This window comes from Spiroplasma turonicum, from assembly GCF_001262715.1.
GTDB lineage: Bacteria > Bacillota_I > Bacilli_A > Mycoplasmatales > Mycoplasmataceae > Spiroplasma_A > Spiroplasma_A turonicum.
Genome location: NZ_CP012328.1, coordinates 1,159,968 through 1,183,878, shown reverse-complemented (window position 1 = coordinate 1,183,878; position 23,911 = coordinate 1,159,968). Strand labels below are relative to the sequence as shown.

Below are 23,911 nucleotides of genomic sequence, written 5' to 3'. Positions count from 1 at the left end.
TATGAAAGCAAAAGTATTAGATATTAAAGGAACTTCAGTAAAAGACATTACATTAAATGATAATGTTTGATCTATTGAACCTCATAACCAAGCTTTATATGACACACTTATCTCACAACAAGCAGCTTTAAGACAAGGTACAAGAAAAACTAAAACAAGAGCTGAAGTTAGCGGTGGGGGAAGAAAACCTTGAAGACAAAAAGGTACAGGTCGTGCCCGTCAAGGTTCAATAAGAGCTCCACAATGAAGAGGTGGGGGAATAGCTTTTGGACCAACACCAAATATTAATTATAAAAAAGCAGTTAATAAAAAAATTAGAAGACTTGCTATAAGAAGTGCTTTAAGTATAAAAGCAAAAGAAAATAACTTAATTATTTTAGATAAATTTAGTTTTGAAAAACCATCTACAAAAGAAATGATAGAGGTTATGAAAAATTTAAAAACTGATAGTGAAAAAACTTTAATTGTAACTAAAGAACATGAAGATTTTGTTGTAAGATCTGCTGGTAATATTCAAGGTGTAAAAACTCTTGATTTCCAAAAAATGAATCTATTTGATTTGTTAAATGCAACTAAATTATTAGTAACAGTAGATGCAGTTAGCAAAATTGAGGAGGTGTATGCATAATGCACATAACAGAAGTAATTAAAAAACCTTTGTTAACTGAAAAAACATACATTGGGCACTCAAATAATTCATACACATTCATTGTAGATAAAAGATCAAACAAAACACAAATCAAAAAAACATTCGAAGAAATTTTTAATGTTAAAGTTAAGTCAGTAAGAACTTTAAATTATGATGGAAAAGACAAAAGAATGGGAAAATACGCTGGTAAAACAGCTTCATATAAAAAAGCAATAATCGTTTTAAAAGATGGAGAAAAACTAGATATCTTAAACGAAGAATAGTTAATTTATTTTTTAGATAAAGATTAGGCGATAAAAGGAGGATAATTATGCCAATCAAAAAGTATAAGCCAACGACTAACGGTCGTAGAAATATGACAAGCTTAGATTATAGTATCCTTACAACTTCAAAGCCTGAAAGCTCATTGCTTTCAAAAATTAATGAAAAGGCAGGAAGAAATAATCACGGTCAAATTACAACTCGCCATAAAGGTGGAGGGCACAAAAGAAAGTATCGTATAATTGATTTTAAAAGAAATAAACTAGATGTAGTAGGAAAGATTAAGACAATCGAGTACGACCCAAATAGAAATACTTTTATTTGTCTTGTTAGTTACTTAGATGGTGAAAAGAGATACATTTTATTTGCAAAAGGAATGAAAGTAGGACAAGAAGTTGTCTCATCATTAAATGCAGATATAAAACTTGGTAATGCAGCACCACTAAAAAATATACCTGAGGGAACTTTGGTTCACAATGTTGAATTAAAACCTGGTAAAGGTGGACAAATAGCAAGAAGTGCCGGAAGCAAAGTACAAATTTTAGGTAAAGATGAAAATGGTAAATACGTAACATTAAAACTAGGTTCAGGTGAAGTTAGAAAAGTATTAGCAGAATGTTTTGCAACAATCGGTGAAGTTGGAAATGAAGAATATAACTTAATAAACTGAGGAAAAGCTGGAAGAAACCGTTGAAGAGGAATAAGACCAACAGTACGTGGTTCTGTTATGAACCCAAATGATCACCCACATGGTGGAGGGGAAGGAAAAGCTCCAATTGGTAGAAAAGCCCCATTAACACCTTGAGGTAAAAAAGCTTTGGGTGTGAAAACACGTGATAATAAAAAAGCTTCTTCAAAATTAATTATAAGAAGACGTAAAGAAAGCAAATAGGAGGGAATATAATATGTCAAGATCATTAAAAAAAGGTCCATTCGCTGATGACTATTTATTAAAAAAAGTTGATGCAATGACTGGTAAAAAAGAAACTATTAAAACTTGATCACGTCGTTCAACAATATTCCCAAGTTTTGTAGGTCATACATTCAGTGTACACAATGGTAAAGAATTCATTTCAGTTTATGTAACAGAAGACATGGTAGGTCACAAACTAGGAGAATTTGCACCAACACGTAAGTTTGGTGGACATGGTGATGACAAGAAAAAGAAAAAATAATCATTAAGAGGAGTTCAATATGGAAGCAATAGCAAAATTAAAAATGATTAGAATATCACCAAGAAAAGTTAGATTAGTAGCAGACTCTATCAGAAATAAAAAGATTGCAAATGCAATCGCAGTTCTTCAAAACCAAGATAAAAGATCATCAGAACCAGTTTTAAAATTATTAAACTCTGCAGTTGCAAATGCTGTTAACAATAATGGTATGGAAGCAGATAGATTGTTTGTAAAAACAATATTTGTAAATGAAGGACCAACATTAAAAAGATTTAGACCAAGAGCACATGGAAGAGCTTATGAAATTTTAAAAAGAACTAGTCATATAACTATTGTAGTTAGTGATGAAAACTAGAAGGGAATTGTAAGTATGGGACAAAAAGTATCACCTAATGTTTTAAGAATTGGGATTATCAGAAGTTGAGACAATCGTTGATATGCAGAAAAACAAGAGTATGTAAAATGATTGCACCAAGATATTAAAATAAGACAAGCAGTTCTTAAAAAACTTAGAAATGCAGCAGTTTCAAAAATCGAAATTGAAAGAACCAAAAAAGAAATTACTTTAGTTATTCGTTCAGCTCGTCCAGCTATAGTTCTAGGTCAAGAAGGAAAAAATGTTGAAAATATTGTATTAATAGTAAAAAAAGCAATTCATGATAAAAAAGCAGTTGTAAAAGTAAAAGTAATTGAAATTAAAAATCCTGATGTTGATGCAAGATTAGTTGCTCAATTTATTGGTGAACAAATAACAAACCGTGCTAGTTTTAGAACAGTTCAAAAATTAGCTATAAGAAAAGCTCTAAAAGCTGGAGCAAAAGGTATCAAAACAGCAGTATCAGGAAGACTTGGTGGAGTTGATATGGCAAGAACTGAAGGTTATTTAGAAGGTTCTGTACCACTATCAACTCTTAGAAGTGATATTGATTATGCATTGTATGAAGCAAGAACAACATACGGACAAATTGGTGTAAAAGTTTGAATAAACCATGGAGAAATTCTTGGCAAAGGAATGCACAATAGAGATTCAAAAGTTATCGAAGAGAAAAAAACGTTTAAGAAAGTTTCAAAGGGAGGGTAAGAACTTATGTTAATGCCTAAAAGAGTTAAATATCGTAGACCTCACAGAGTAAGCTATGAAGGTAAAGCAAAAGGTGGAAAAACAATAGTTTTTGGAGAGTATGGTTTAATGTCACTTGAAGGGGCATGAATTACTTCAAGACAAATAGAATCAGCACGTATTGCTATGACTCGTTATATGAAACGTTTTGGTAAAGTTTGAATTAGAATATTCCCACATATGGCAAAAACTAAAAAACCTTTAGAAGTACGTATGGGTTCAGGTAAAGGTTCACCAGAAGAATGAGTGGCAATAGTTAAAACAGGTCAATTTATGTTTGAAATAGCAGGAGTTTCTGAGGAAGTTGCTCGTGAAGCATTAAGATTGGCTATGCATAAATTACCTGTTACTTGCAAAATTGTAAAAAGAGGTGATGAATAATGTCAAAAAGCGCAGATTTCCTAATGGAATTAAAAACAAAAAAAGTTGAAGATTTAATTAAATTAAGTGAAGATCGTCGTGCTGAATTATTTGCACTTAAGTTTCAAGCTGCAATTGGTAGCTTAGAACAAACTCACAAAATTAAAGATTTAAAAAAAGATATTGCAAGAATTCAATTGTTATTAGGGGAAAGAAAAAAATCTGGAGAACAGGTTGAAAAAATAGTTGTTAAACCAGATTACACAAAAGCTGTTGAGAATGCTGAAAAAGCTGGAAAAGAAGTTCGTAAAAAACAACGTGAATTATTAGAAAAAATGCAACAAGAACAAAATGCAGGTTCAGAACAAAGTCAGTTATCTGAAGATGCAATATTAGCAGCTATGAATGCTGCTGTAGATGAATCAGAAGAAAAAGAAGTTAAAAAAGCAACATCAGAAAAAGAAGTTAAAAAAGCAACTGAAAAAAAAGCAACAACAAAAAAAGATGTAAGTAAAACATCTGCTACTGATGTTAAAAAGACAAGTTCAAAACCATCTGCAACTAAAAAAGAAGAAGCAGTTATTGAACCTGTTTTAACAAAAGAAGCAGCTAAAAAAACAGGTAAAGCATCTTCTAAAACTAAAACAGCTTCAGAAGATTTAGAATTACATCAAATAGATACTTCAGAAGCAAAAGGTACTGGTAAAGGAAAAGCTGCTTTTAAAGAAGTGAAACCAAAAACAGTTAAAGTTGGAACTGTTAAAGCTGAAAATGTTGAAGCAATTGATTTAAAGCTTTCTTCAAAGCCAAAAGATGCTAAAACATACACATTTGGTTCAAATGCTGAAGAAGCAAAAAAACAAATAGCTGAAGCAAATAAAAAGTTAGCTTCTAAAAAAACAACTACAAAAACTACAAGTGACGATAAACCAAAAAAAACTACAACAAAAAAAGGAGATAACTAGTTATGGAAAGAAATCTTAGAAAAACCTATGTTGGTAAAGTAGTTTCAGATAAAATGGATAAAACTATTACTGTACTAGTTGAAACTTATAAAAACCATCCTATTTATAAGAAACGTGTTAAATATTCAAAAAAATACAAAGCTCATGACGAAACTCAACAAGCTCATTTAGGTGATAGAGTAGAAATTATGGAAACAAGACCATTAAGTAAATCTAAAAACTTTAGACTTGTTAGAGTTGTAGAGAAAGCAATTATTTAATAGAGGTTAAGTATGATACAAAATGAATCAAGATTAAAAGTTGCAGATAACTCTGGAGCAAAAGAAATATTAGTAATACGTAATTTAGGTGGTAGTGTTAGAAAGTTCACAAATATAGGGGACATTGTTGTAGCAACTGTTAAAGCAGCATCACCAGGTGGTGCTGTTAAAAAAGGTCAAGTAGTTAAAGCTGTTATAGTTAGAACTGTTAGAGGTTTAAGAAGAAATGATGGAACATACATCAAATTCTCAGAGAATGCCGCAGTTATAATAAGAGATGATAAAAACCCAAGGGGTACACGTATTTTTGGTCCAATAGCAAGAGAAGTTAAAGATGCAGGTTTTAATAAAATCGCATCACTTGCTCCAGAAGTTTTATAGGAGGTTCTTTTATGAATAAATCAAAAATTTTAAAAGGTGACGTTGTAAAAGTTATCTCAGGAAGTCACAAAGGTAAAACTGGACCAGTTAAAAAATTATCAAAAGATAAATCTAAAGTTTATGTAGAAGGTGTTAATGGAGTTAAACACGTAAAACCATCTGAAACAGATCAAGAAGGTGGAATTAAAGAAGTTGCAGTTCCAGTTAACATTTCTAATGTTGCTCTTATAGATCCAAAAAGTAAAGGTAACACAACAAGGGTTGGTTATAAAATTACTGATGGCAAAAAAGTAAGAATTGCCAAAAGATCAGGAGCAGAAATTAAATAGGAAGGGGATAATCAAAAATGGCAAAAAATGATACTAAAAATAGTTTAGAAGCTTTATATAAAGATAAGATTGTTCCTGAACTATTTAAGGAAAAACAATATAAATCAATTATGGAAGTTCCTAAAATCACTAAAATAGTAGTTAACATGGGAGTTGGAGATGCTGTACAAGATTCAAAAAGACTTGATGCAGCAGTTCATGAGTTATCATTAATAACTGGACAAAAACCTCTTGTTACAAAGGCTAAAAAATCATTAGCTGCGTTTAAACTTCGTGAAGGTATGCCAATTGGAGCAAAAGTTACTTTAAGAGGAAAAAGAATGTATGAATTCTTACAAAAAGTTATAAATGTGGCATTACCTCGTGTTAGAGACTTTAGAGGTGTACCAAAAAATAGTTTTGACAAACAAGGTAATTATACATTTGGTGTTAAAGAACAAATAATCTTTCCAGAAATAGATTATGATAAAATTAGCAAAGTTCGTGGTATGGATATAACATTAGTTACAACAGCAAAAAATAAGGAAGATGCATTTTCATTAATTCAAAAATTGGGAATGCCATTCACTAAGTAGTGAGGGAGTTATAATATGGCAAAAAAATCATTAAAAGCTAAACAAGCTAAGGTTCAAAAATTTAAAGTAAGAGAGTATACACGTTGTGGCCACTGTGGTAGACCACATGCTGTTTTGAGAAAATTTAATCTATGTAGAGTATGTTTTAGAAACTTTGCATATGAAGGACAAATCCCTGGTGTTAAAAAAGCATCATGATAGTGAAAGGAAAATAATAAGATATGACTACAGATGTAATAGCAGATATGCTTACTAGAATAAGAAATGCAAACCAACGTTTTCATAAAGAAGTTTTTATTCCAGGAAGCAGAGTTAAGTTAGAAATTGCGAATATCTTAAAACAAGAAGGATTCATCGAAGACTATACAGTTGCTGATGATTTCAAAAAAGGTATTACAATAACATTAAAATACAAAGGGAAAGTTAGAGTTATCAAAGGATTAAAAAGAATCTCAAAACCAGGATTAAGAGTATACTCAAATGCACATAAAATTCCTCACGTTTTAAACGGACTTGGTATTGCTGTTGTTTCAACTTCAAAAGGTATAATGACTGATAAAGAAGCACGCCAACAAAATATTGGTGGAGAAGTGCTTGCATTTATCTGATAGAAAAGGAGATATTTTATGTCACGTATAGGAAATAGAATATTACCAATACCAAATGGAGTTGAAGTTAAAGTTGAAGGTAACAATGTTGTAACTATAAAAGGTCAAAAAGGAGAATTGAAACAAACTTTTAGTCCTTTAATCAAAATTATAGTTGAAGATCAACAAATCAAAACTATAAGAGAAAATGAAATTAAACATACAAAACAATTACATGGTACTACAAATTCTATATTAGAGGGTATGTTAACTGGTACACATACTGGTTTTGTTAAAGAACTTAGCATAGTTGGAGTAGGTTATCGTGCTGCTCTAGCTGGTAACAAAATTAACTTATCATTAGGATTTTCACACCCTGTTGAGTATGAAATACCTCAAGGTATTACAGTTGAAATTCCAAAACCAACTGAAATAAAAATAATGGGTATCAACAAGCAGTTAGTGGGACAAGTGGCCGCTGATATAAGAGCATATAGAAAACCAGAACCTTACAAAGGTAAAGGTGTTAAATACAAGGATGAAAAAATTATTAGAAAACAAGGTAAAGCTGCTGGTAAATAATAACCGGTTATAAGGAGATATTATGAAATATACAAAACAAGAAGCAAGAAAAAGAAGACACTTCAGAGTTAGAAAAAAAATAACTGGAACAAGCGAAAAACCAAGATTAAATGTTTTCAAATCAAACTCATTCTTCTATGCTCAACTTATTGATGACTCAAAAGGTATTACAATTGTAGCCTCTTCTTCTATGAAGTTAGGTTTAAAAAATGGTAGCAATATAGAAGCTGCAAAAGCAGTTGGTAAAGATATTGCTGAAAAAGCTAAAGCTAAAAAAATCGTTAATGTAGTGTTTGATCGTGGTGGGTACTTATTCCATGGTAAAGTAAAAGCTTTTGCAGAATCTGCAAAAGAAAATGGTATGAAATTCTAAAAGGAGATTGTGAAAATGGCAGAAGAAAAAAAAGTCGAAGTTGAAAATAAAACTGCACCTAACCAAGAAGTAAAAAAAGACTCTAATTCTAGAAACCAACAACAAGGTGGAGATTTTAAAAGAAACCCAAGACAAGGCGGAGACAGATTTAAAAGAGATAATAACAGATTCAGAAAAGAAGATAATCCTTTTGAAGAAAGAGTTGTTGCAATTAACCGTGTAACTAAAGTTACAAAAGGTGGTAGAAGATTTAGATTTGCTGCAGTTGTCGTTATTGGTGATAAAAAAGGTAGAGTTGGTTTAGGAACTGGTAAGGCAAATGAAGTGCCTGATGCAATTAAAAAGGCAATTAAAGAAGCTAAAAAAGCTTTAATAAGAGTACCATTGCAAGACACAACAGTTCCTCATGATACAATCGGTCACTTTGGAGCAGGTAGAATTATGATTAAACCTGCTAGAAAAGGTACTGGTGTTATTGCTGGTGGACCTGTTCGTGCAGTTGTTGAATTAGCAGGAATTTCAGACATTTATACTAAATCATTAGGATCAAACTCACCAATTAACATGATACGTGCTACATTAGAAGGTTTAAAAGTTATGCAAACCCCTGAACAAATTGCAAGATTGCGTGGAAAACAAGTTGATGATAAAAAACAATTAGCAAGTAAGGCTAATTAATTAAAGGAGATATTTTATGAAATTACACGAATTAAAATATACTGAAGGAAGCAAGAAAAAAGCAACACGTGTTGGTAGAGGTAATGCTTCTGGTAAAGGTAAAACATCAACAAGAGGTCACAAAGGGCAAAATTCACGTTCAGGTGGAGGAGTAAGACCAGGTTTTGAAGGGGGACAAACTCCTTTATTCAGAAGAATTCCTAAAGTTGGTTTTACTAGTTTAAATAGAAAAGAATATAAAATTATTAATCTTGATATGATTGAAAATCTTGATTTAAAAGAAGTAAATCATAAGACATTATTAGAAAAAAAAGTAATAAAAAATGAAAAAACCCTAGTTAAAGTTCTAGGTAATGGTAAAATATCTAAAGGTATTGTTTTAAAAGTAAACAAAGTATCAAAAAGTGCCGAAGAGGCAATAAAAAGTGCCGGGGGCACAATAGAGGTGATTTAGGTGGCATTAAAAGCTAACAAAACTAAAGCAAAAGTAAAAAAAACCAAATCATTAAAAAATAAAAACGAATTCGCTAAGGGTAATTTCTTTATTCGTAACAAAGACCTAATTAAACGAATCGTTTTTACTTTATTGGTTTTAGTACTTATTAGAGCAGGAACTTTATTAACTGTTCCAGGTGTAAGTATAAGTTCTAATTTTCAAAGTAGTATTGGAAACCAAGAATTCTTCCAATTACTATCAACTTTAGGTGGTGGATCAATTGGGCAATTTTCAATAATTGCCTTAGGGGTTTCACCATATATTACTGCTTCAATTATTGTGCAGTTATTATCAACTGATGTTATTCCAGTTTTAACAAGATGAAATAAATCAGGTGAAAGAGGAAGAAGAAAATTAGATAGATTAACAAAAGTGCTTACAATACCATTTGCTTTAATGCAGTCAACTGCAACTATATTTACTTTATCAAGTCAAGGTTTAATTAGTGCAAAATGAGGAACAAGTGAACTAGGATCAGGACCTTCTTGATTCTATTACATCCTTATACCATTAGTTATGTTGGCTGGTACATTTCTAATGCTGTGAATAGCTGATCAAATAACAATTAAAGGTATTGGTAATGGTATTTCAATAATTATTTTTGCTGGAATAGTTGCACAAATGCCTAATAACTTTAAATCAACTTTTCAATTTTGAGTTAAAGGAAATGAAGATGCAACAATATTGTTCGATGGAATTTTAAAATTCTTAATCTATGTTGTTTCATTCTTGTTAGTTATATTTGTTGTTGTTTTAATGAATGAAGCTGAGAGAAAGATTCCTATTCAACAAACAGGTTCGGGTTTAGTAGATACAAAAGACCATACGCCACACTTACCTTTAAAAATTAATAACGCAGGAGTTATACCTGTTATATTTGCATCTGCTATTATTTCTACGCCGATGACCGTAGCTCAAATTATTGGAGCTAATAATCCGCAAAATGGATTTGTGTTATTTACACAATCATATTTATCATTTGGGACATGATGAGGAATAGGGATATATGGTGTATTGACTATTTTATTCACGTTCTTATATGCACAAGTTCAAATAAATCCAGAAAAAATTGCAGAGAATTTTAAAAAATCAGGAACGTTTATCCCAGGTATAAAACCTGGAAAAGATACAGAGAAATTTATTCAAGGAACTGTAAATAGATTAAGTATATTGGGTTCAATATTTTTAGCAGGAATTGCTGTTCTTCCATATATTATTTCTAAACTTACAAGCTTACCTAGTAGTTTAGCTATTGGTGGAACAGGTCTAATAATAGTAATTTCTGTCGCAATTCAAACAGTTCAACAACTAAAAGGTAGATTAATACAACAATCATTCTTAGATAAAAAAGATGATAAATTTACTAAAACTGTTGAAGAACATAACTCACATATTTGATAATTAAGAGGTATTGCTAAATGAATATATTAATGTTAGGAGCACCCGGAAGTGGTAAAGGAACTCAATCTGAGTTTCTTTGTAGTAAAAAAGGGTTTAAACATCTATCAACAGGTGACCTTTTTAGAAAAAATATAAGTGAAGAAACAAAGGTTGGCTTATGAGCTAAGGATTTTATTATAAAAGGATTATTAGTTCCAGATGAAGTTACAAACAAAATGGTTGAAGAATTTTTAGAAAATGATTCTGATAACCTAATATTTGATGGATATCCACGAAACATTGAACAAGCAGTTGAACTTGATAAAATGCTAGCTAATAATAGCAAAAAATTAGACTATGTAATTTATCTCGATATTGATGATTCAATATTGGTTGAAAGAATTATTAATAGACTGGTATGTCCAACTTGTAAAAGAAGCTATCATAAATTGAATAGAAAACCAAAAGTTGAAAATATTTGTGATTTTGATGAAACACCATTAGAGGTTAGAGATGATGATGTACTTGAAAAAGTAAATCAGAGACTCCAAACATATAATGAACAAACTAAACCTCTAATAGATTTTTATAAAAATAGATTAAAAAAAATAGATTCTAATAATAAAAGTCCAAATGAAATATTTAAAAATATTTTAGATTCGTTAGGTATTTAAATGGCAATTACAATAAAGAACAAAGAACAAATTGAAAAAATGAGATACGCTGGCAAGGTACTAAGTGAAGCACTGCATAATTTAAAAAAAATGATAAAACCTGGTATTAATTGTCTAGAGTTAGATAAATCATTTATAGATTTTATTACAAGTAAGGGATGCACTAGCAACTTTAAAGGTTATTATGATTACCCCGCACATATATGTGTCTCAATCAACGAACAGTTAATTCATGGAATTCCAAAAGATAGAATTCTGAAAAACGGAGACATTGTTTCAATAGATGCAGGGTGCATATATGAAGGATACCATAGCGACAGTGCTTTTACTGTTATTTGTGGTGATTCTTCAAATGAAAAAATTAGTAAATTAGTAGACCTAACTGAAAGGTCTTTATACTTGGCAATTGAACATGTAAGAGCCGGTGTGCGCATCGGAACCATTTCTGCTACTGTTCAGAATTTTATAGAAGATAATGGTTTTCATTTGCCAACAAGTTATTCAGGCCATGGAATTGGATTAGAAATGCACGAAGATCCTTTTATACCAAATGTTGGTATAAAAAATACAGGTATGAGATTAGTACCTGGAATGACAATCTGTATAGAACCTATGGTCCAAGTTGGTACGAATAAAACAATTGTAGATGATGACAAATGAACAGTGTTGTCTAAAGATGGTAGTATGACAGCTCATTTTGAGCATACTGTATTAGTAACAGAAGACGATCCTGAAGTATTAACTTTATTTAAATAAAAGGAGATAATTTAAATGGCAAAAGAAGATTATTTAGAAGTAGATGGAGTCGTTTTAGAGGTATTACCAAATGCTACTTTCAAGGTGAAGTTAGATAATGAAATAGTTATTGATGCCCACGTGTCTGGTAAAATCCGTATGAACTACATACGCATTTTACCAGGTGACAAAGTAACTGTAGCAATTTCACCTTATGATCACACACGTGGAAGGATTACATATAGATTTAAAAATGCTAAATAATAAGTAATCCTTATTTTTTGAAATGGGAGGTCCAAATAGATGAAAGTAAGATCATCTGTAAAGAAGATATGCGATAAATGTCGTGTAATAAAACGTAAAAGTCGTGTAATGGTTATTTGTGAGCAACCAAAACATAAGCAACGTCAAGGTTAAACCTAAGACATTTTAAATTAGAAAGGAAATAAGTAATGGCTCGTATAAATGGTGTAGAAATTCCAAACGAAAAGAGAGTTGTTATTGCACTTACATATATTTATGGAATTGGTTTATCAACATCTCAAAAAGTATTAGAAAACTCAAAAATCAATGAAGATGTAAGAGTTAAAGATTTATCTGAACAAAATATTAAAACAATCTCACAAGAAATCTCTAAATTTAAAACAGAAGGAGATTTACGTAGAGAAGTTGCTTTAAACATAAAAAGATTAATGGAAATTGGATGTTATAGAGGGATGAGACATAGAAAAGGATTACCTGTTAGAGGTCAATCTACTAAGCAAAATGCCCGTACAAGAAAAGGCCCACGTAAAACTGTGGCTAATAAGAAAAAATAGAAAAGGAGTATAGGCTATGGCAAAACAAAAACAAAATACCGCAAAGAAAAAAGTTAAAAAGAATATTGCTAAAGGTATTGCCCACATCCATTCAACATTCAATAATACAATCGTTACAATCTCAGATGAAAAAGGTAATGTTATTGCTTGATCAAGTGCTGGTGCAATAGGGTTTAAAGGAAGTAAAAAATCAACTCCTTATGCTGCACAACTTATAGCAGAAGCTGCTGGTAAAGGAGCTATTGAAAATGGGGTAAAAACAATTTCAGTAGAAGTAAAAGGACCAGGACCAGGTAGAGATGCTGCTGTTAGAAGCTTACAAGGAATAGGATTAGAAATAACTTCAATTAAAGATACAACACCAATCCCCCATAATGGTGTACGTCCCCCAAAGAGACCAAGAGGATAATAAATGAAACAATTTTCAAGACCAGAATTTAAATTATTAAAAGAAGAAAAAAGTAAAAACTATGGGGAATTTCAGGTAGAACCTTTAGAAAGAGGTTTTGGTATTACTTTAGGTAATGCTTTAAGAAGAACATTGATATCTTCTACTCCAGGTGCTGCTGTATATGCAATTAAACTTGACAAAGCAGCCCATGAATTTACATCAATAGAAGGTATAGTTGAAAATGTAAGTAGAATAATACTTAACATTAAAAAGCTAGCTATAAAAATCGATACAAAAATATTTGAAGACGATGAAGTTGTAGAATTAAAACTTAAATCTTCAACTGTTGGAGAATTAACTGCTGGTGATATAGAAGTACCAACAGGTGTAGAAGTTGTAAATAAAGATTTAAAATTATGTACTATTGCTGATGGTGGAAGCATTAATTTAATCATGTTTGCAAAAAACTCAAGAGGTTACAGAACCTTTAAAGATAATAAAAAAGAAAAAATGCTACTTGCAGATGCTATAACAATAGATTCAAATTATTCACCAATTTTAAATGTTGCATATGATGTAGAAACAACAAAAATTGGTAAGTCAGTAGATCTTGAAAAACTTGTTATGAAAGTTGAAACCAATGGAACACTTTCAGTTGGTGATGCAGTTGCAACTGCTGCTAAAATCTTAGTGGAGCACTTAGAATTCTTTGTTAATTTAAATGAAGAAATAAGTGATATCAAAGTTATTGGAGCAACAAGTGAAGAAGACGAAAAAGAACTTGATAAAATAGTTGAAGACTTAGACTTTACTCAAAGAAGTTTAAATTGTTTAAAACGTGCAAATATCAATACATTGCGTGACCTAGTTTCAAAAAGTGAAGATGATATCCAAGAAATTAGAAATTTAGGTAGAAAATCATTAAAAGAAATTAAAGATAAAGTTGTTCAATTAGGACTAACATTTAGACAAGATTAGAAGGGAGTAAGTTTTATGTCATATATTCAAAAACAAGGTAAAAATACTGCTTGAAAAATAGCTTTATTAAGAAACCTAACAACTGAACTTATTATTCATGAAAAACTTGAAATTACTGAAGCAAGAGCCAAAGAACTAAGAAGGCACTTTGACCACATGGTAACATTAGCAAAAAAAGGTGATGTCCATTCTAGAAGACAAGCAGCTGCTTGATTAAGACATATTGATGTTTCTGAAAAAGAAAATGCACTTCAAAAGTTATTTACTAAACTTGCTAAAAAGTTTAAAACAAGAAATGGTGGTTACACCAGAATATTAAAATTAGATAATAGACGTGGTGACAATGCACCAATGTGTATCATAGAATTAGTATAATAAAAAACCGCACTTAAAAGTGGTTTTTTTTATTATATAATTATTTGAGATGATTATATATAATTTATATTTTTTATAAATAAATATTTGTTATAATGTTTAAAGTACAAGGAGATTATTATGTCTGAATATAAATTTTTAACAGAGTCTGATTTAAATGATTTTAAGCTAAAGTTAAATGATTTAAATGATAATCTTACAAGATCAGGTAAAAAATTAATAATTGCAAAAAGTAAATTTGCAAAGAGGGAAGTAAATAAAGACTTTGTAAAAGAATATGAAAATTACTACAAAGAAGCAAAAAAACAATTTAACGAAGGTTGCAAAAATGATTTATTCCAACAAAACTTATACGAGGCTAAAAAACTTTATAATTCTGTAAATAAAAATGATAGCAACTTTAAGGAAATATTAAATAATTACAAAGTTGCAAAGAAACTTTATAAAGGATATAAAGAAGCAGTCAAAGAAAGAGGATTTGGTGGAGAATTATCAGCATTGAATAATGTTGCATTAAAGTTACAAAATATAAAGTTTAAGTATAGAGAAAACCACCCATTTGCAGTTGATGATGTATCAATTGAAATTGAGCATGGAAACTACATTGCAATTATTGGGCACAATGGAAGTGGAAAATCAACACTTTCTAAAATTATTATTGGTGTTTTAGAACCTACTCAAGGAAGTATTGAAGTATATGGTAACAAAGTAACTAAAAGCAATATTAACATAATTAGAAAATTTTTAGGAATTGTTTTTCAAAACCCAGACAACCAATTTATTGGTTCGACTGTTAGAGACGATATTGCTTTTGGTTTAGAAAATAGAAGAATTGAACCATCAAAAATGAATGACATTATTGTTAATGCAGCTAAAAAAGTAAATATGGAGAACTTTTTAGATCATGAACCTTTAATGTTGAGTGGTGGTCAAAAACAAAGAGTTGCAATAGCATCAGCACTGGCTTTATCACCAAATATTTTAATATTTGATGAAGCTACAAGTATGCTAGATCCAAAAGGTAAAAGTGAAGTAAAACAAATTATGGTTGAATTAAAAAAAACACGTGAAAAAACAATTTTTTCAATTACACATGATATGGATGAAATACTTAATGCTGATAAAGTTATGGTTATGAATAAAGGGAAATTAGTTAGCTTTGGTACGCCTAAGGAAATACTTTCAGATAAAAACTTTTTAAGATCTATACACTTGGATATTCCTTTTGTTGCTCAAGTAGAAGAAGCTTTACAAAATTTAGGTTTAGATATTTCAGGAAGTGAGAACTTAGATGAATTGGTGGATAAGATATGTCAAATATAGATAAAAATGTTAAATCAAATAACAATAAAAAATCAACAAAAGCTGAACATAAAGAACACTTGAAAAATCTAAACCTTAAATTAAAAGAAGATACTAAGAATAGAAAGTTACTTCATAAAGCAACAATCTTGTCTACTAAAAAAGATAAAAAAAATATTGTAGAATATAACAAAGAAAATAATGCTTTCATTAAACAAGACAAAAAAAATGTCAAAGAAAGAGTTGCTGAAGTTAAAAAATGATATTTAGATAATAAAAGCAAAGAAAATATTACTAAAAAGCAATACAAAATTAAGCTTTTAAAGGCTAAACAAACTTTATATGATTTTAAAGCCCCAATAGAATTTACAAATGTTTCATATACATATGGTTGAGGAACACCTTTTGAGTTTAAAGCCTTGGATAACGCTAATCTGACAATAAAAGAAGGAAAAATTACTGCTGTTATTGGTATGACTGGTAGTGGTAAATCGACTTTAATTCAGTTAACTAATGGGCTTATAATTACAGAAACAGGAAAAACTGTTGTTGGTAATTTCCCAATAATAGCAAAAACAAAAAAAATTAAAATGGTAAAAGAATTACGAAGAGAAATTGGACTTGTATTCCAATTTCCAGAATATCAACTATTTCAAGACACTATAGAAAAAGATATTGCTTTTGGACCTATCAACTTGGGTGCAGATAAGACAGAATCCTTTAAGAAAGTTCCAGAGTTATTAAAAACTGTTGATTTACCAGAAGATTATGCAAAAAGAAGTCCTTTTGATTTAAGTGGTGGTCAAAAGCGAAGAGTTGCAATAGCTGGAATTATTGCAATGGATGGAAACACACTTGTCCTTGATGAACCAACAGGTGGATTAGACCCCCAAGGTGAAGAAGACTTTATGAAACTTTTCTATAATTTAAATAAAGAAAAAAATAAAAGAATCATTATTGTAACTCACAATATGGATCACGTATTACAAATTGCAGATGAAGTTATAGTTATGCATAAAGGTAAAGTTATATCTGTTGGTACCCCATTCGAGGTATTTTCAAACTCTGAACTCTTAAAAACAATAGAAATAGAGCCACCAAAGCTTTATAAATTAGCGCATAAACTTAAAGATAAAGGAATAGATGTTACTGGTAAAAAATTCAGAACAATTGAAGAGTTAGCAATGTATATAAAAGAAAGTAAAAACAGGAGGTAAAATATGAGAATGGTATTTGGTAGGTACATGTCCTACAACTCGGTCATACATAAAATGGACCCAAGACTTAAATTGTTAATGATTATATCTTTAATTGTTGTTGTATTTTTCCCTATTGGTTTTACAGGATTTGTACTTGCTGGAAGCATAATATTTTTAATGTATTTTATTAGTAAGTTAAATTTTAAAATGTTATTAAAACTATTTTTACCAATAATGTTCATTTTTATAGTCCTCTTATTAATTAATATCTTTATGCTTAGACCAGAAAGTTTAAATAACAGTGATGATGGTTTATATGCTTTTAAAGATTATGGATATTTATATAAATGAAAGATATTTTACTTTTCAGAAAAAGCAATATACTCTGCAATTTATATGACAGTTAGAATATTTTTAATGATTACTTTAACTACAATACTTACTGGTACTACTCAACCATTAGAATTAACACTTGCCATAGAAGATTTACTATCTCCTTTAAAACTAATAAAAGTTCCAGTATATATATTTTCAATAATAATCTCTATTGCATTAAGAATGATACCAACTTTAATAGATGAAGCTGGTAGAATTATGAAGGCACAGTCTTCAAGAGGAATTGACTTTAAAAATGGTAAACTTAAAGATAAAGCAAAAGCAATGACATCACTTATAATACCTTTGCTTGTATCTGCTTTCCAAAAAGCTGAGGATTTAGCATATGCTATGGACTCAAGGGGATATGACCCTCATGCAAAAAGAACAAGATATAGACAAGTTAAATTTAGATTTATTGATTTAATTATATTTACGATTGTTATGGGTGCTGCAATAACATTATTCTGCTATCCATATATTCCAACACTTCATTCAATTCAGTTACCAAGAATTGATCAAATATTAGGCTTAAGAAGTTAGTATGTTTTATTTTTTAATGACAATTTCATATGATGGTACTGATTTCTGTGGATGAGTTAAACAAAAAAACAAAAAAACAATTCAAGGGGAGTTAGAGTCAGCTATAAGCAAGGTTGCTCCAAACTCTCTTTTTAAATTAGTAGGTGCATCTAAAACTGATTCTGGTGTACATGCCTTAGATCAAAAGGTCTGAGTTGAATTAAATTTTAACCCTAATATTGAAGGATTTTTGAAAGCAATAAATAAAACTTTACCAATAGGTATAAAAATATTAGCAATGGAATCAATCCCAAAATCATATAGAGTTCGAAATTGTAAATATAAAATTTATAAGTATTCAATATCTTTTAATAATTTAGACATCCTAACAAATAGATTTAGTTGTTATATTCAAAAGAATCATTTTGATTTTAATAAATTGAAAGAAGCACTTAACATTTTTATTGGCCAACATAACTTTATTAATTTTTCAGGTTTAACATACTTAGAATCACAAACAATAAATCCAATTAGAAAAGTCGATGATATAAATGTATTAATGAATGATAACTTAATCGAAGTTTTTTTTAAAGCTAAAGGTTTCATTCGATATCAAATTAGAATGATAATGGGCGCATCAATTGCACATGCACTTAATAAAGTATCATTAAAAGATATTATTGATACATTAAATATGAAAAAAAACAAACTACCATATAAGGCTGAAGCATGTGGTTTAATGTTATTAAAAATTAAAAATAACAAATAAAAATATTTTTATTAAAAATTTAGTTAAAATAAAATAAGTACTAGTAATTAAGTACACTATAATTATTTGATATTTAATAACTTTTTTGGATATTCATAAGGGAAAGTTAATTTATATCAGTTGATTAAAATGCTAGTACGTGAAAAACTTCCCTATAAGGAAGTTTTTTATTTACTGTTTTAAATTGATTAAGATATTTATATTAGTATAAAATATGTTATGTTATAATAAATTTGTAATCATTTTATATATGCTTGTAATATGGTCGAGCGTTTCTACAAATAACCGAAAATTATTGTCTATAAAATGAGTCATATAACTATGATTTTTTTGTTATAGACTCCTTTTGTAAAGGAGTCTTTTTTTTAAGAAAGGTGAAAATGAAAAATAAAATTGCTATTATAATTGGTTCAATAAGTGATAAGAAAACCATTGAAGGTTGTTTAGATATATTAGAACAATTTGAACTAGACTTTACATTAAATATTGTATCAGCACACAGAACTCCTGAATTATTATTTGACTTTGCAAAAACTGCAGTTGATAAATATGATATTATAATTGCCGCTGCTGGTGGCAGTGCACATCTTCCTGGAATGGTTGCAAGTTTAACTACTTTACCTGTAATTGGTGTCCCTGTAAAATCATCTAATTTAAATGGAGTTGATTCATTGTTGTCAATTGTTCAAATGCCTGGTGGTGTACCAGTTGCGACAATGGCAATTGGAGAAAGTGGAGCTAAGAATGCAGCATTATTTGCTATTAGAATCTTATCTTTAAATAATAATAACTTAAAAGAAAAATTAAAAACTTATATAAATAAACAAACCCAAACTGTAATAGAAACTGAGGTTTATTAAAATGAAAGTTGGTATTATTGGCGGGGGGCAATTAGCAAGATTATTAATAGAGTCTAGTCCAGACTTCAATTATATAGTTTTAGAACCTAAAGTTAAAAATAGTTGCATAGACCTTGATTGTGAAATAATTAATTGCAATTACAATGATTTAAGTTCAATAAACAAAATTTATAATGAATGTGAGTTTATAACTTACGAGTTTGAAAATATTGATGAAAATGTTTTAAATGACTTTAAAAATAAAATATACCCACCAATAAACTTTTTAAAAATCTCTAAAAATAGAATTAAAGAAAAAAAATTTGCAAATAATTACAATTTAAAAACAGTTAACTATGTTTTTACAAAATCAATTAAGGAAATTAAGAACATTGCAGAAAATAAAATTATACCACTTCCTTTTTTAGTGAAACTAAATGAAGGAGGATATGATGGTAAAGGTCAATTTAGAATTAATAATATAGAAGATATAAATAACATACCTAATAGTAATGTTGGATATTTGATAGAAGAAATTTTGAACTTTGATTTTGAAACGAGTGTAATTGTAACAAGAAGTAAATTTAATCAAGTGTATTTTTATCCGATGCCAATTAATGTCCACCAAAATGGATTGTTAAGGAAGTCAACTGTAGTTAAAAAAAATAATAAGCTATTAAGAAGTGTAAAAAGAAAAATTAAAAAGATAATGATTAATGAAAATATTATTGGAACAGTAGCGTTTGAGTTTTTTGTCAAAAATAAAAAATTGTATTTCAATGAAATGGCACCAAGAGTACACAACACAGGTCATTACACAATTGATGGTTGCAATGTAAGTCAATTTAGAAATCATATTCTCGCAATTACATCAAATAAAATAATTAAACCAAAACTTTTATATAACACTATAATGATTAACTTACTAGGCGATGAAATAAATTTGTCTTATAAAAATGAAAAAATAAAAATCTATAACTACATAAAAGATAAAGCGGAAAAGAATCGCAAGATGGGACACATAAATATAGTTTGTAAAAGTAAAAAAAATTTATTTGATATATGCAGCAATGTAACAAAACACCTGGAGGAATTAAATGATTAAAAGAGTTTACACTAAAAAAATAAAAGACTATGACGTTGAGTCCAACAATTTGAAAGAAGAAATTAATAAAAATTTATTATTAAATTTAAAAAGTATAAAAGTTTATAATTGTTATGATTTATTTGATGTGTCTGAAACTGAGCTAACTACAATTGTAAAAAACATTTTATCTGAACCAAACACAGATCAAGTTTTATATAATGTAAATCTCGAGAGTAAAAAATTCTTTGCTGTTAAAGTTTTAGATAGCCAATATAATCCAAGAGAAGAAAGTGCAATGGATTGTTCTAACTTACTATTATCTAGAAAAGTTTTACTTAAACATTTTAAGCTTTATGTTTTTGAGAACAATCTTGATTACGATACATTAGTTCAAATAAAAAATTATATTATTAATCCAATCGAATGTTATGAATATGATTTGTTTTCTAAGCATAAAGAATTTAATTTAACAAAAAGTGAAACCACTTTTTATAATTTTAATGAATTGCAAAATACTAATTTAGAAACTATATATAACAAAAATAATTTAGCAATGAGTATAGAAGATTTTAACTTTATTGTTGAATGATCTATTAAAAATAACAAAGTTATTAATGACGTCGAACTACATTTGCTTGATACATATTGAAGTGATCACTGTAGGCATAAAACATTTGAAACATTAATTAATAATATTAATTTGCAAAACATTAAAGGTAATATTTACTTAGAAAGCATAAAAGGCATTTTAGATTATTACTATAAAAATAATATTAAAAAACAACTAACATTAATGAATATAGCTACTTGTTATATAAAAAAATTAATTAGTGAAAATAAAATTGAAGATTTAGAATTGTCAGAAGAAATAAATGCATCATCAATTTATGTAGATTTAGAAAAAACAAAATGCATAGTCCAATTTAAAAATGAAACTCACAATCATCCAACAGAAATAGAACCTTATGGTGGGGCGGCAACTTGTCTTGGTGGAGCAATAAGAGATCCTCTTTCAGGACGTGCTTATGTTTATCAAGGTTTAAGAGTTACTGGCTCTGGGAATATTCTTGAGGATATAAAAAATACCTTAGCAAATAAATTACCTCAACAAAAAATATCAAAAGTATCTGCAGAGGGCTTTTCAAGTTATGGAAATCAAATTGGTGTACCCACAACTTTAGTAAAAGAAATATATCATGAAGGTTATAAAGCAAAGAGATTAGAAATTGGAGCGGTAGTTGGTGTAACTAAAATCGAGAATATAAGAAGAGAAACACCAAAAAATAAAGACATAATAATTTTAGTTGGTGGAGCAACTGGTAAAGATGGTATTGGTGGAGCAACCGGCTCTTCTAAAAATCAAAATGAAGAATCATTAAAAAATTCTTATAGTGAGGTTCAAAAAGGAAATCCTGTTGAAGAAAGAAAACTACAAAGATTATTTTCAAAACCAAATGTTTCTATACTTATAAAAAAAGCAAACGACTTAGGTGCTGGTGGTATTGGTGTTGGTGCTGGTGAATTATCTGATGGAGTTGAACTTTGATTAGATAATGTCCATCTAAAATATAAAGGATTATCAGGTAAAGAAATATTATTATCTGAATCTCAAGAAAGAATGGTTGCAGTAATAAGTCCAAAAGATATGGACACATTTATCAATGAAGCATTAAAAGAGAATCTTATTGCAGTTAAAATTGGAGAAATAACAAATAAAAACAAATTTACTGTATGATATAAAGATGAAATAAGCGTCGATCTAAATAGAGACTTCATAAACTCAGGAGGCATTAAAAATATAATTGATGCAGAAGTTTCAAATGAATATTTAATAGAAAAAAATATTTTAAATGAGAATGAGATTTTTAGTAATGAAAAGTTCTATAATAAAGTCTCAGAATTAAATATTATGTCACAAAAACCAATGATAGAAATGTTTGATTTTTCAATAGGTTCAACAACTGTACTTGCTCCCTATGGTGGTTTATATCAGTTATCAGAAACACAAGTAAGCTGTCAAATCATTCCAATAAAAGAAAATAAAAATATTTGTACAATAATGAGTTATGGATATGATCCATATTTATTTGAAAGAAATGTATATTTAGGTTCAATGCTTGCAATTATTGAAAGCTTAGCAAAAGTTGTTGCAGCCGGAGGAAGTTTTAATAGTTCAAAACTTACCTTACAAGAATATTTTGAAAAGTTAGAAAAAAATAAATGTAAATGAGGTAAACCTATTTTGGTATTACTAGGTGCATTACTTGTTCAAAAAGAACTTAACATACCTGCAATAGGTGGAAAAGATAGCATGAGTGGAACATACAAAACATTAAATGTACCACCAACTCTAGTATCATTTGCCCTATCTACTTCCAAAGTTCAAAATATAATTTCCACAGATTTTAAAAAAGAGAACAACAATATTTATTATTTTAAACATAACTTATTAAATGGTTTACCAGATTTTGAACAAATAAAACAAATATTTAATGATGTTGAAATATTAATTAAAGAAAAGAAAGTTGTATCAGCTTTCGCTATTCAGCAAGGTGGTCTATACGAAGCTCTTATAAAAATGAGTTTAGGTAATGATTTAGGATTTAATATCCAAACAGACATTAATATATTTGAAAAATCATATGGGTCAATTGTTATCGAAAGTCCATTTGATTTAGAGAATAAAAATTTAATTAGGTTAGGAAAAGTACATAAAAGCTATATTTATAATGAAAAAGTTTTTGATAAAGAAATAATTAAAAATAATTATTTAAGTCCTATAAAGAAAATATATTATGATTCAAATGATGCTTATCCTGAAAAAAATATAACAACTATTAATAATAATCAAAAAGAAAAGAAGTATTATCCATTAGACTTAAATTTAATAAAAGTACTTGTTGTAATATTTCCAGGAACAAACTGTGAGTACGATATAAGAAAAGCTTTTAAACATACAAATGTTATTTGTGAAGAGTTTATATTCAATAATTTAAATAACAAATTAATTAATGAATCAATTGAACTATTGGCAAAAAAAATAATTGAGTCTCATATCTTTGTAATACCAGGGGGGTTCAGTTTAGGAGATGAACCTGATGGAAGCGGTAAGTATATAGCAAATGTATTAAAAAATGAAACTGTTAAAAATGCTATAAAAAAATTCTTAAATGATAAAAAATTAATTTTAGGTATCTGTAATGGTTTCCAAGCATTAATTAAATCGGGTTTATTAACAAACAGCGAACCTCAAGACTTATTGCAAACCGATCCATCGTTAATAAAAAATAACGTTAATAGACATGTCTCAAAATATGTTACTTGTAAAACAGTAAGTGTAAACAATCCTTGAACACAAGATTTGAAATTAAATCAGTTAAATAATATACCAATCTCACATGGTGAAGGAAGATTTGTTATTGATGAAGAAGGATACAATGAGTTAGTAAAAAATGATCAAATAGTTTTTGAATATTTAGATAATCATAACAACCCTAATGGCTCTTATTACAATATTGAAGGAATCGTTTCTAAATGTGGACTAATTTTAGGAAAAATGGGTCACAGCGAAAGAAAGGGTGACTATATTTGTAAAAATATTTATGGAGATAAGAACCAAGATATATTTAGTAGTGCAATAAATTATTTTTTAAAAAATAAAAAAGGAGAATTATAA

General features: G+C 28.9%; 33 protein-coding genes, 1 pseudogene and 1 riboswitch. All 34 genes and pseudogenes read left to right on the top strand.

What is annotated here, in order from left to right; all coding sequences use genetic code 4:
- The first annotated feature begins 1 nt into the window (after window position 1).
- The gene (gene rplD, locus STURON_RS05275; RefSeq protein ID WP_075048826.1) at window positions 2–628 is read left to right on the top strand and encodes a 50S ribosomal protein L4; all 627 of its coding nucleotides are present in this window, start codon (window positions 2–4) and stop codon (window positions 626–628) included.
- On the top strand, window positions 628–912 hold the full coding sequence (gene rplW, locus STURON_RS05270) for a 50S ribosomal protein L23 (protein WP_075048825.1): 285 nt from the start codon (window positions 628–630) through the stop codon (window positions 910–912). Before rplD ends, rplW begins: the two co-directional genes overlap by 1 nt.
- A 47-nt stretch (window positions 913–959) precedes the next feature.
- Window positions 960–1,802 carry a 50S ribosomal protein L2 gene (gene rplB / locus STURON_RS05265; RefSeq protein WP_075048824.1) on the top strand — a complete coding sequence of 281 codons (843 nt, stop codon included), beginning with the start codon at window positions 960–962 and terminating at the stop codon, window positions 1,800–1,802.
- A 13-nt stretch (window positions 1,803–1,815) separates the two neighbouring features.
- On the top strand, window positions 1,816–2,085 hold the full coding sequence (rpsS, locus tag STURON_RS05260) for a 30S ribosomal protein S19 (protein ID WP_075048823.1): 270 nt from the start codon (window positions 1,816–1,818) through the stop codon (window positions 2,083–2,085).
- A gap of 19 nt (window positions 2,086–2,104) precedes the next feature.
- Complete coding sequence (gene rplV / locus STURON_RS05255; RefSeq protein ID WP_075048822.1) at window positions 2,105–2,440, top strand: 50S ribosomal protein L22; 336 nt, start codon at window positions 2,105–2,107, stop codon at window positions 2,438–2,440.
- A 15-nt stretch (window positions 2,441–2,455) separates the two neighbouring features.
- The gene (gene rpsC, locus STURON_RS05250) at window positions 2,456–3,166 is read left to right on the top strand and encodes a 30S ribosomal protein S3 (RefSeq protein WP_075048821.1); all 711 of its coding nucleotides are present in this window, start codon (window positions 2,456–2,458) and stop codon (window positions 3,164–3,166) included.
- A 6-nt stretch (window positions 3,167–3,172) separates the two neighbouring features.
- On the top strand, window positions 3,173–3,586 hold the full coding sequence (gene rplP, locus STURON_RS05245; RefSeq protein WP_075048820.1) for a 50S ribosomal protein L16: 414 nt from the start codon (window positions 3,173–3,175) through the stop codon (window positions 3,584–3,586).
- Window positions 3,586–4,020: pseudogene (gene rpmC, locus STURON_RS06025) on the top strand (50S ribosomal protein L29); the annotation flags it as partial. The gene rplP and the pseudogene rpmC, both read left to right, overlap by 1 nt.
- Window positions 4,021–4,532: 512 nt before the next feature.
- Window positions 4,533–4,790, top strand: a complete 258-nt coding sequence (rpsQ, locus tag STURON_RS05235; protein ID WP_075048818.1) for a 30S ribosomal protein S17 — start codon at window positions 4,533–4,535, stop codon at window positions 4,788–4,790.
- A 12-nt stretch (window positions 4,791–4,802) separates the two neighbouring features.
- A complete protein-coding gene (gene rplN / locus STURON_RS05230; protein ID WP_075048817.1) occupies window positions 4,803–5,171 on the top strand; it encodes a 50S ribosomal protein L14 in 369 nt (122 codons plus the stop codon).
- An 11-nt stretch (window positions 5,172–5,182) separates the two neighbouring features.
- A complete protein-coding gene (gene rplX / locus STURON_RS05225; protein ID WP_075048816.1) occupies window positions 5,183–5,500 on the top strand; it encodes a 50S ribosomal protein L24 in 318 nt (105 codons plus the stop codon).
- Window positions 5,501–5,517: 17 nt separating this feature from the next.
- Complete coding sequence (gene rplE / locus STURON_RS05220; RefSeq protein WP_075048815.1) at window positions 5,518–6,075, top strand: 50S ribosomal protein L5; 558 nt, start codon at window positions 5,518–5,520, stop codon at window positions 6,073–6,075.
- Between the two features lie 15 nt (window positions 6,076–6,090).
- Window positions 6,091–6,276: a type Z 30S ribosomal protein S14 gene (locus STURON_RS05215; protein WP_075048814.1), complete on the top strand. Its 186-nt coding sequence runs from the start codon at window positions 6,091–6,093 to the stop codon at window positions 6,274–6,276.
- A 20-nt stretch (window positions 6,277–6,296) separates the two neighbouring features.
- Complete coding sequence (rpsH, locus tag STURON_RS05210; protein ID WP_075048813.1) at window positions 6,297–6,686, top strand: 30S ribosomal protein S8; 390 nt, start codon at window positions 6,297–6,299, stop codon at window positions 6,684–6,686.
- Between the two features lie 15 nt (window positions 6,687–6,701).
- Window positions 6,702–7,244, top strand: a complete 543-nt coding sequence (gene rplF, locus STURON_RS05205) for a 50S ribosomal protein L6 (RefSeq protein ID WP_075048812.1) — start codon at window positions 6,702–6,704, stop codon at window positions 7,242–7,244.
- Between the two features lie 22 nt (window positions 7,245–7,266).
- The gene (gene rplR, locus STURON_RS05200) at window positions 7,267–7,617 is read left to right on the top strand and encodes a 50S ribosomal protein L18 (RefSeq protein ID WP_075048811.1); all 351 of its coding nucleotides are present in this window, start codon (window positions 7,267–7,269) and stop codon (window positions 7,615–7,617) included.
- Window positions 7,618–7,632: 15 nt separating this feature from the next.
- Window positions 7,633–8,295: a 30S ribosomal protein S5 gene (rpsE, locus tag STURON_RS05195; RefSeq protein ID WP_075048810.1), complete on the top strand. Its 663-nt coding sequence runs from the start codon at window positions 7,633–7,635 to the stop codon at window positions 8,293–8,295.
- 16 nt (window positions 8,296–8,311) lie between these two features.
- Window positions 8,312–8,749, top strand: a complete 438-nt coding sequence (rplO, locus tag STURON_RS05190; protein WP_075048809.1) for a 50S ribosomal protein L15 — start codon at window positions 8,312–8,314, stop codon at window positions 8,747–8,749.
- Window positions 8,750–10,192 (top strand): preprotein translocase subunit SecY, encoded by a 1,443-nt coding sequence (gene secY / locus STURON_RS05185; RefSeq protein ID WP_082236212.1) that lies wholly within the window; start codon window positions 8,750–8,752, stop codon window positions 10,190–10,192.
- Between the two features lie 17 nt (window positions 10,193–10,209).
- Window positions 10,210–10,845, top strand: a complete 636-nt coding sequence (locus tag STURON_RS05180; RefSeq protein WP_075048808.1) for an adenylate kinase — start codon at window positions 10,210–10,212, stop codon at window positions 10,843–10,845.
- On the top strand, window positions 10,846–11,601 hold the full coding sequence (gene map / locus STURON_RS05175; RefSeq protein WP_075048807.1) for a type I methionyl aminopeptidase: 756 nt from the start codon (window positions 10,846–10,848) through the stop codon (window positions 11,599–11,601).
- 15 nt (window positions 11,602–11,616) lie between these two features.
- A complete protein-coding gene (infA, locus tag STURON_RS05170; protein ID WP_075048806.1) occupies window positions 11,617–11,844 on the top strand; it encodes a translation initiation factor IF-1 in 228 nt (75 codons plus the stop codon).
- 39 nt (window positions 11,845–11,883) lie between these two features.
- Entirely contained in the window at window positions 11,884–11,997 is a 114-nt protein-coding gene (rpmJ, locus tag STURON_RS05165) for a 50S ribosomal protein L36 (protein WP_075048805.1), read from the top strand.
- 35 nt (window positions 11,998–12,032) lie between these two features.
- Complete coding sequence (gene rpsM / locus STURON_RS05160) at window positions 12,033–12,398, top strand: 30S ribosomal protein S13 (protein ID WP_075048804.1); 366 nt, start codon at window positions 12,033–12,035, stop codon at window positions 12,396–12,398.
- Window positions 12,399–12,414: 16 nt separating this feature from the next.
- Window positions 12,415–12,807: a 30S ribosomal protein S11 gene (gene rpsK, locus STURON_RS05155; RefSeq protein ID WP_075048803.1), complete on the top strand. Its 393-nt coding sequence runs from the start codon at window positions 12,415–12,417 to the stop codon at window positions 12,805–12,807.
- A gap of 3 nt (window positions 12,808–12,810) precedes the next feature.
- Window positions 12,811–13,767 (top strand): DNA-directed RNA polymerase subunit alpha, encoded by a 957-nt coding sequence (locus tag STURON_RS05150; protein WP_075048802.1) that lies wholly within the window; start codon window positions 12,811–12,813, stop codon window positions 13,765–13,767.
- A 15-nt stretch (window positions 13,768–13,782) separates the two neighbouring features.
- Entirely contained in the window at window positions 13,783–14,142 is a 360-nt protein-coding gene (gene rplQ / locus STURON_RS05145) for a 50S ribosomal protein L17 (protein ID WP_075048801.1), read from the top strand.
- A 120-nt stretch (window positions 14,143–14,262) separates the two neighbouring features.
- Entirely contained in the window at window positions 14,263–15,465 is a 1,203-nt protein-coding gene (locus STURON_RS05140; RefSeq protein WP_082236211.1) for an energy-coupling factor transporter ATPase, read from the top strand.
- A 290-nt stretch (window positions 15,466–15,755) separates the two neighbouring features.
- On the top strand, window positions 15,756–16,661 hold the full coding sequence (locus STURON_RS05135; RefSeq protein WP_075048930.1) for an energy-coupling factor transporter ATPase: 906 nt from the start codon (window positions 15,756–15,758) through the stop codon (window positions 16,659–16,661).
- Window positions 16,662–16,664: 3 nt separating this feature from the next.
- On the top strand, window positions 16,665–17,561 hold the full coding sequence (locus STURON_RS05130) for an energy-coupling factor transporter transmembrane component T family protein (protein ID WP_075048800.1): 897 nt from the start codon (window positions 16,665–16,667) through the stop codon (window positions 17,559–17,561).
- A gap of 1 nt (window position 17,562) precedes the next feature.
- Window positions 17,563–18,309 (top strand): tRNA pseudouridine(38-40) synthase TruA, encoded by a 747-nt coding sequence (gene truA / locus STURON_RS05125; protein WP_075048799.1) that lies wholly within the window; start codon window positions 17,563–17,565, stop codon window positions 18,307–18,309.
- Window positions 18,310–18,533: 224 nt separating this feature from the next.
- Window positions 18,534–18,631, top strand: a riboswitch (purine riboswitch).
- Between the two features lie 58 nt (window positions 18,632–18,689).
- Window positions 18,690–19,169, top strand: a complete 480-nt coding sequence (gene purE / locus STURON_RS05120) for a 5-(carboxyamino)imidazole ribonucleotide mutase (RefSeq protein ID WP_075048929.1) — start codon at window positions 18,690–18,692, stop codon at window positions 19,167–19,169.
- A gap of 1 nt (window position 19,170) precedes the next feature.
- Entirely contained in the window at window positions 19,171–20,253 is a 1,083-nt protein-coding gene (locus STURON_RS05115) for an ATP-grasp domain-containing protein (RefSeq protein ID WP_075048798.1), read from the top strand.
- A complete protein-coding gene (locus STURON_RS05110) occupies window positions 20,246–23,911 on the top strand; it encodes a phosphoribosylformylglycinamidine synthase (RefSeq protein ID WP_075048797.1) in 3,666 nt (1,221 codons plus the stop codon). The genes STURON_RS05115 and STURON_RS05110 overlap by 8 nt, the downstream gene beginning before the upstream one ends.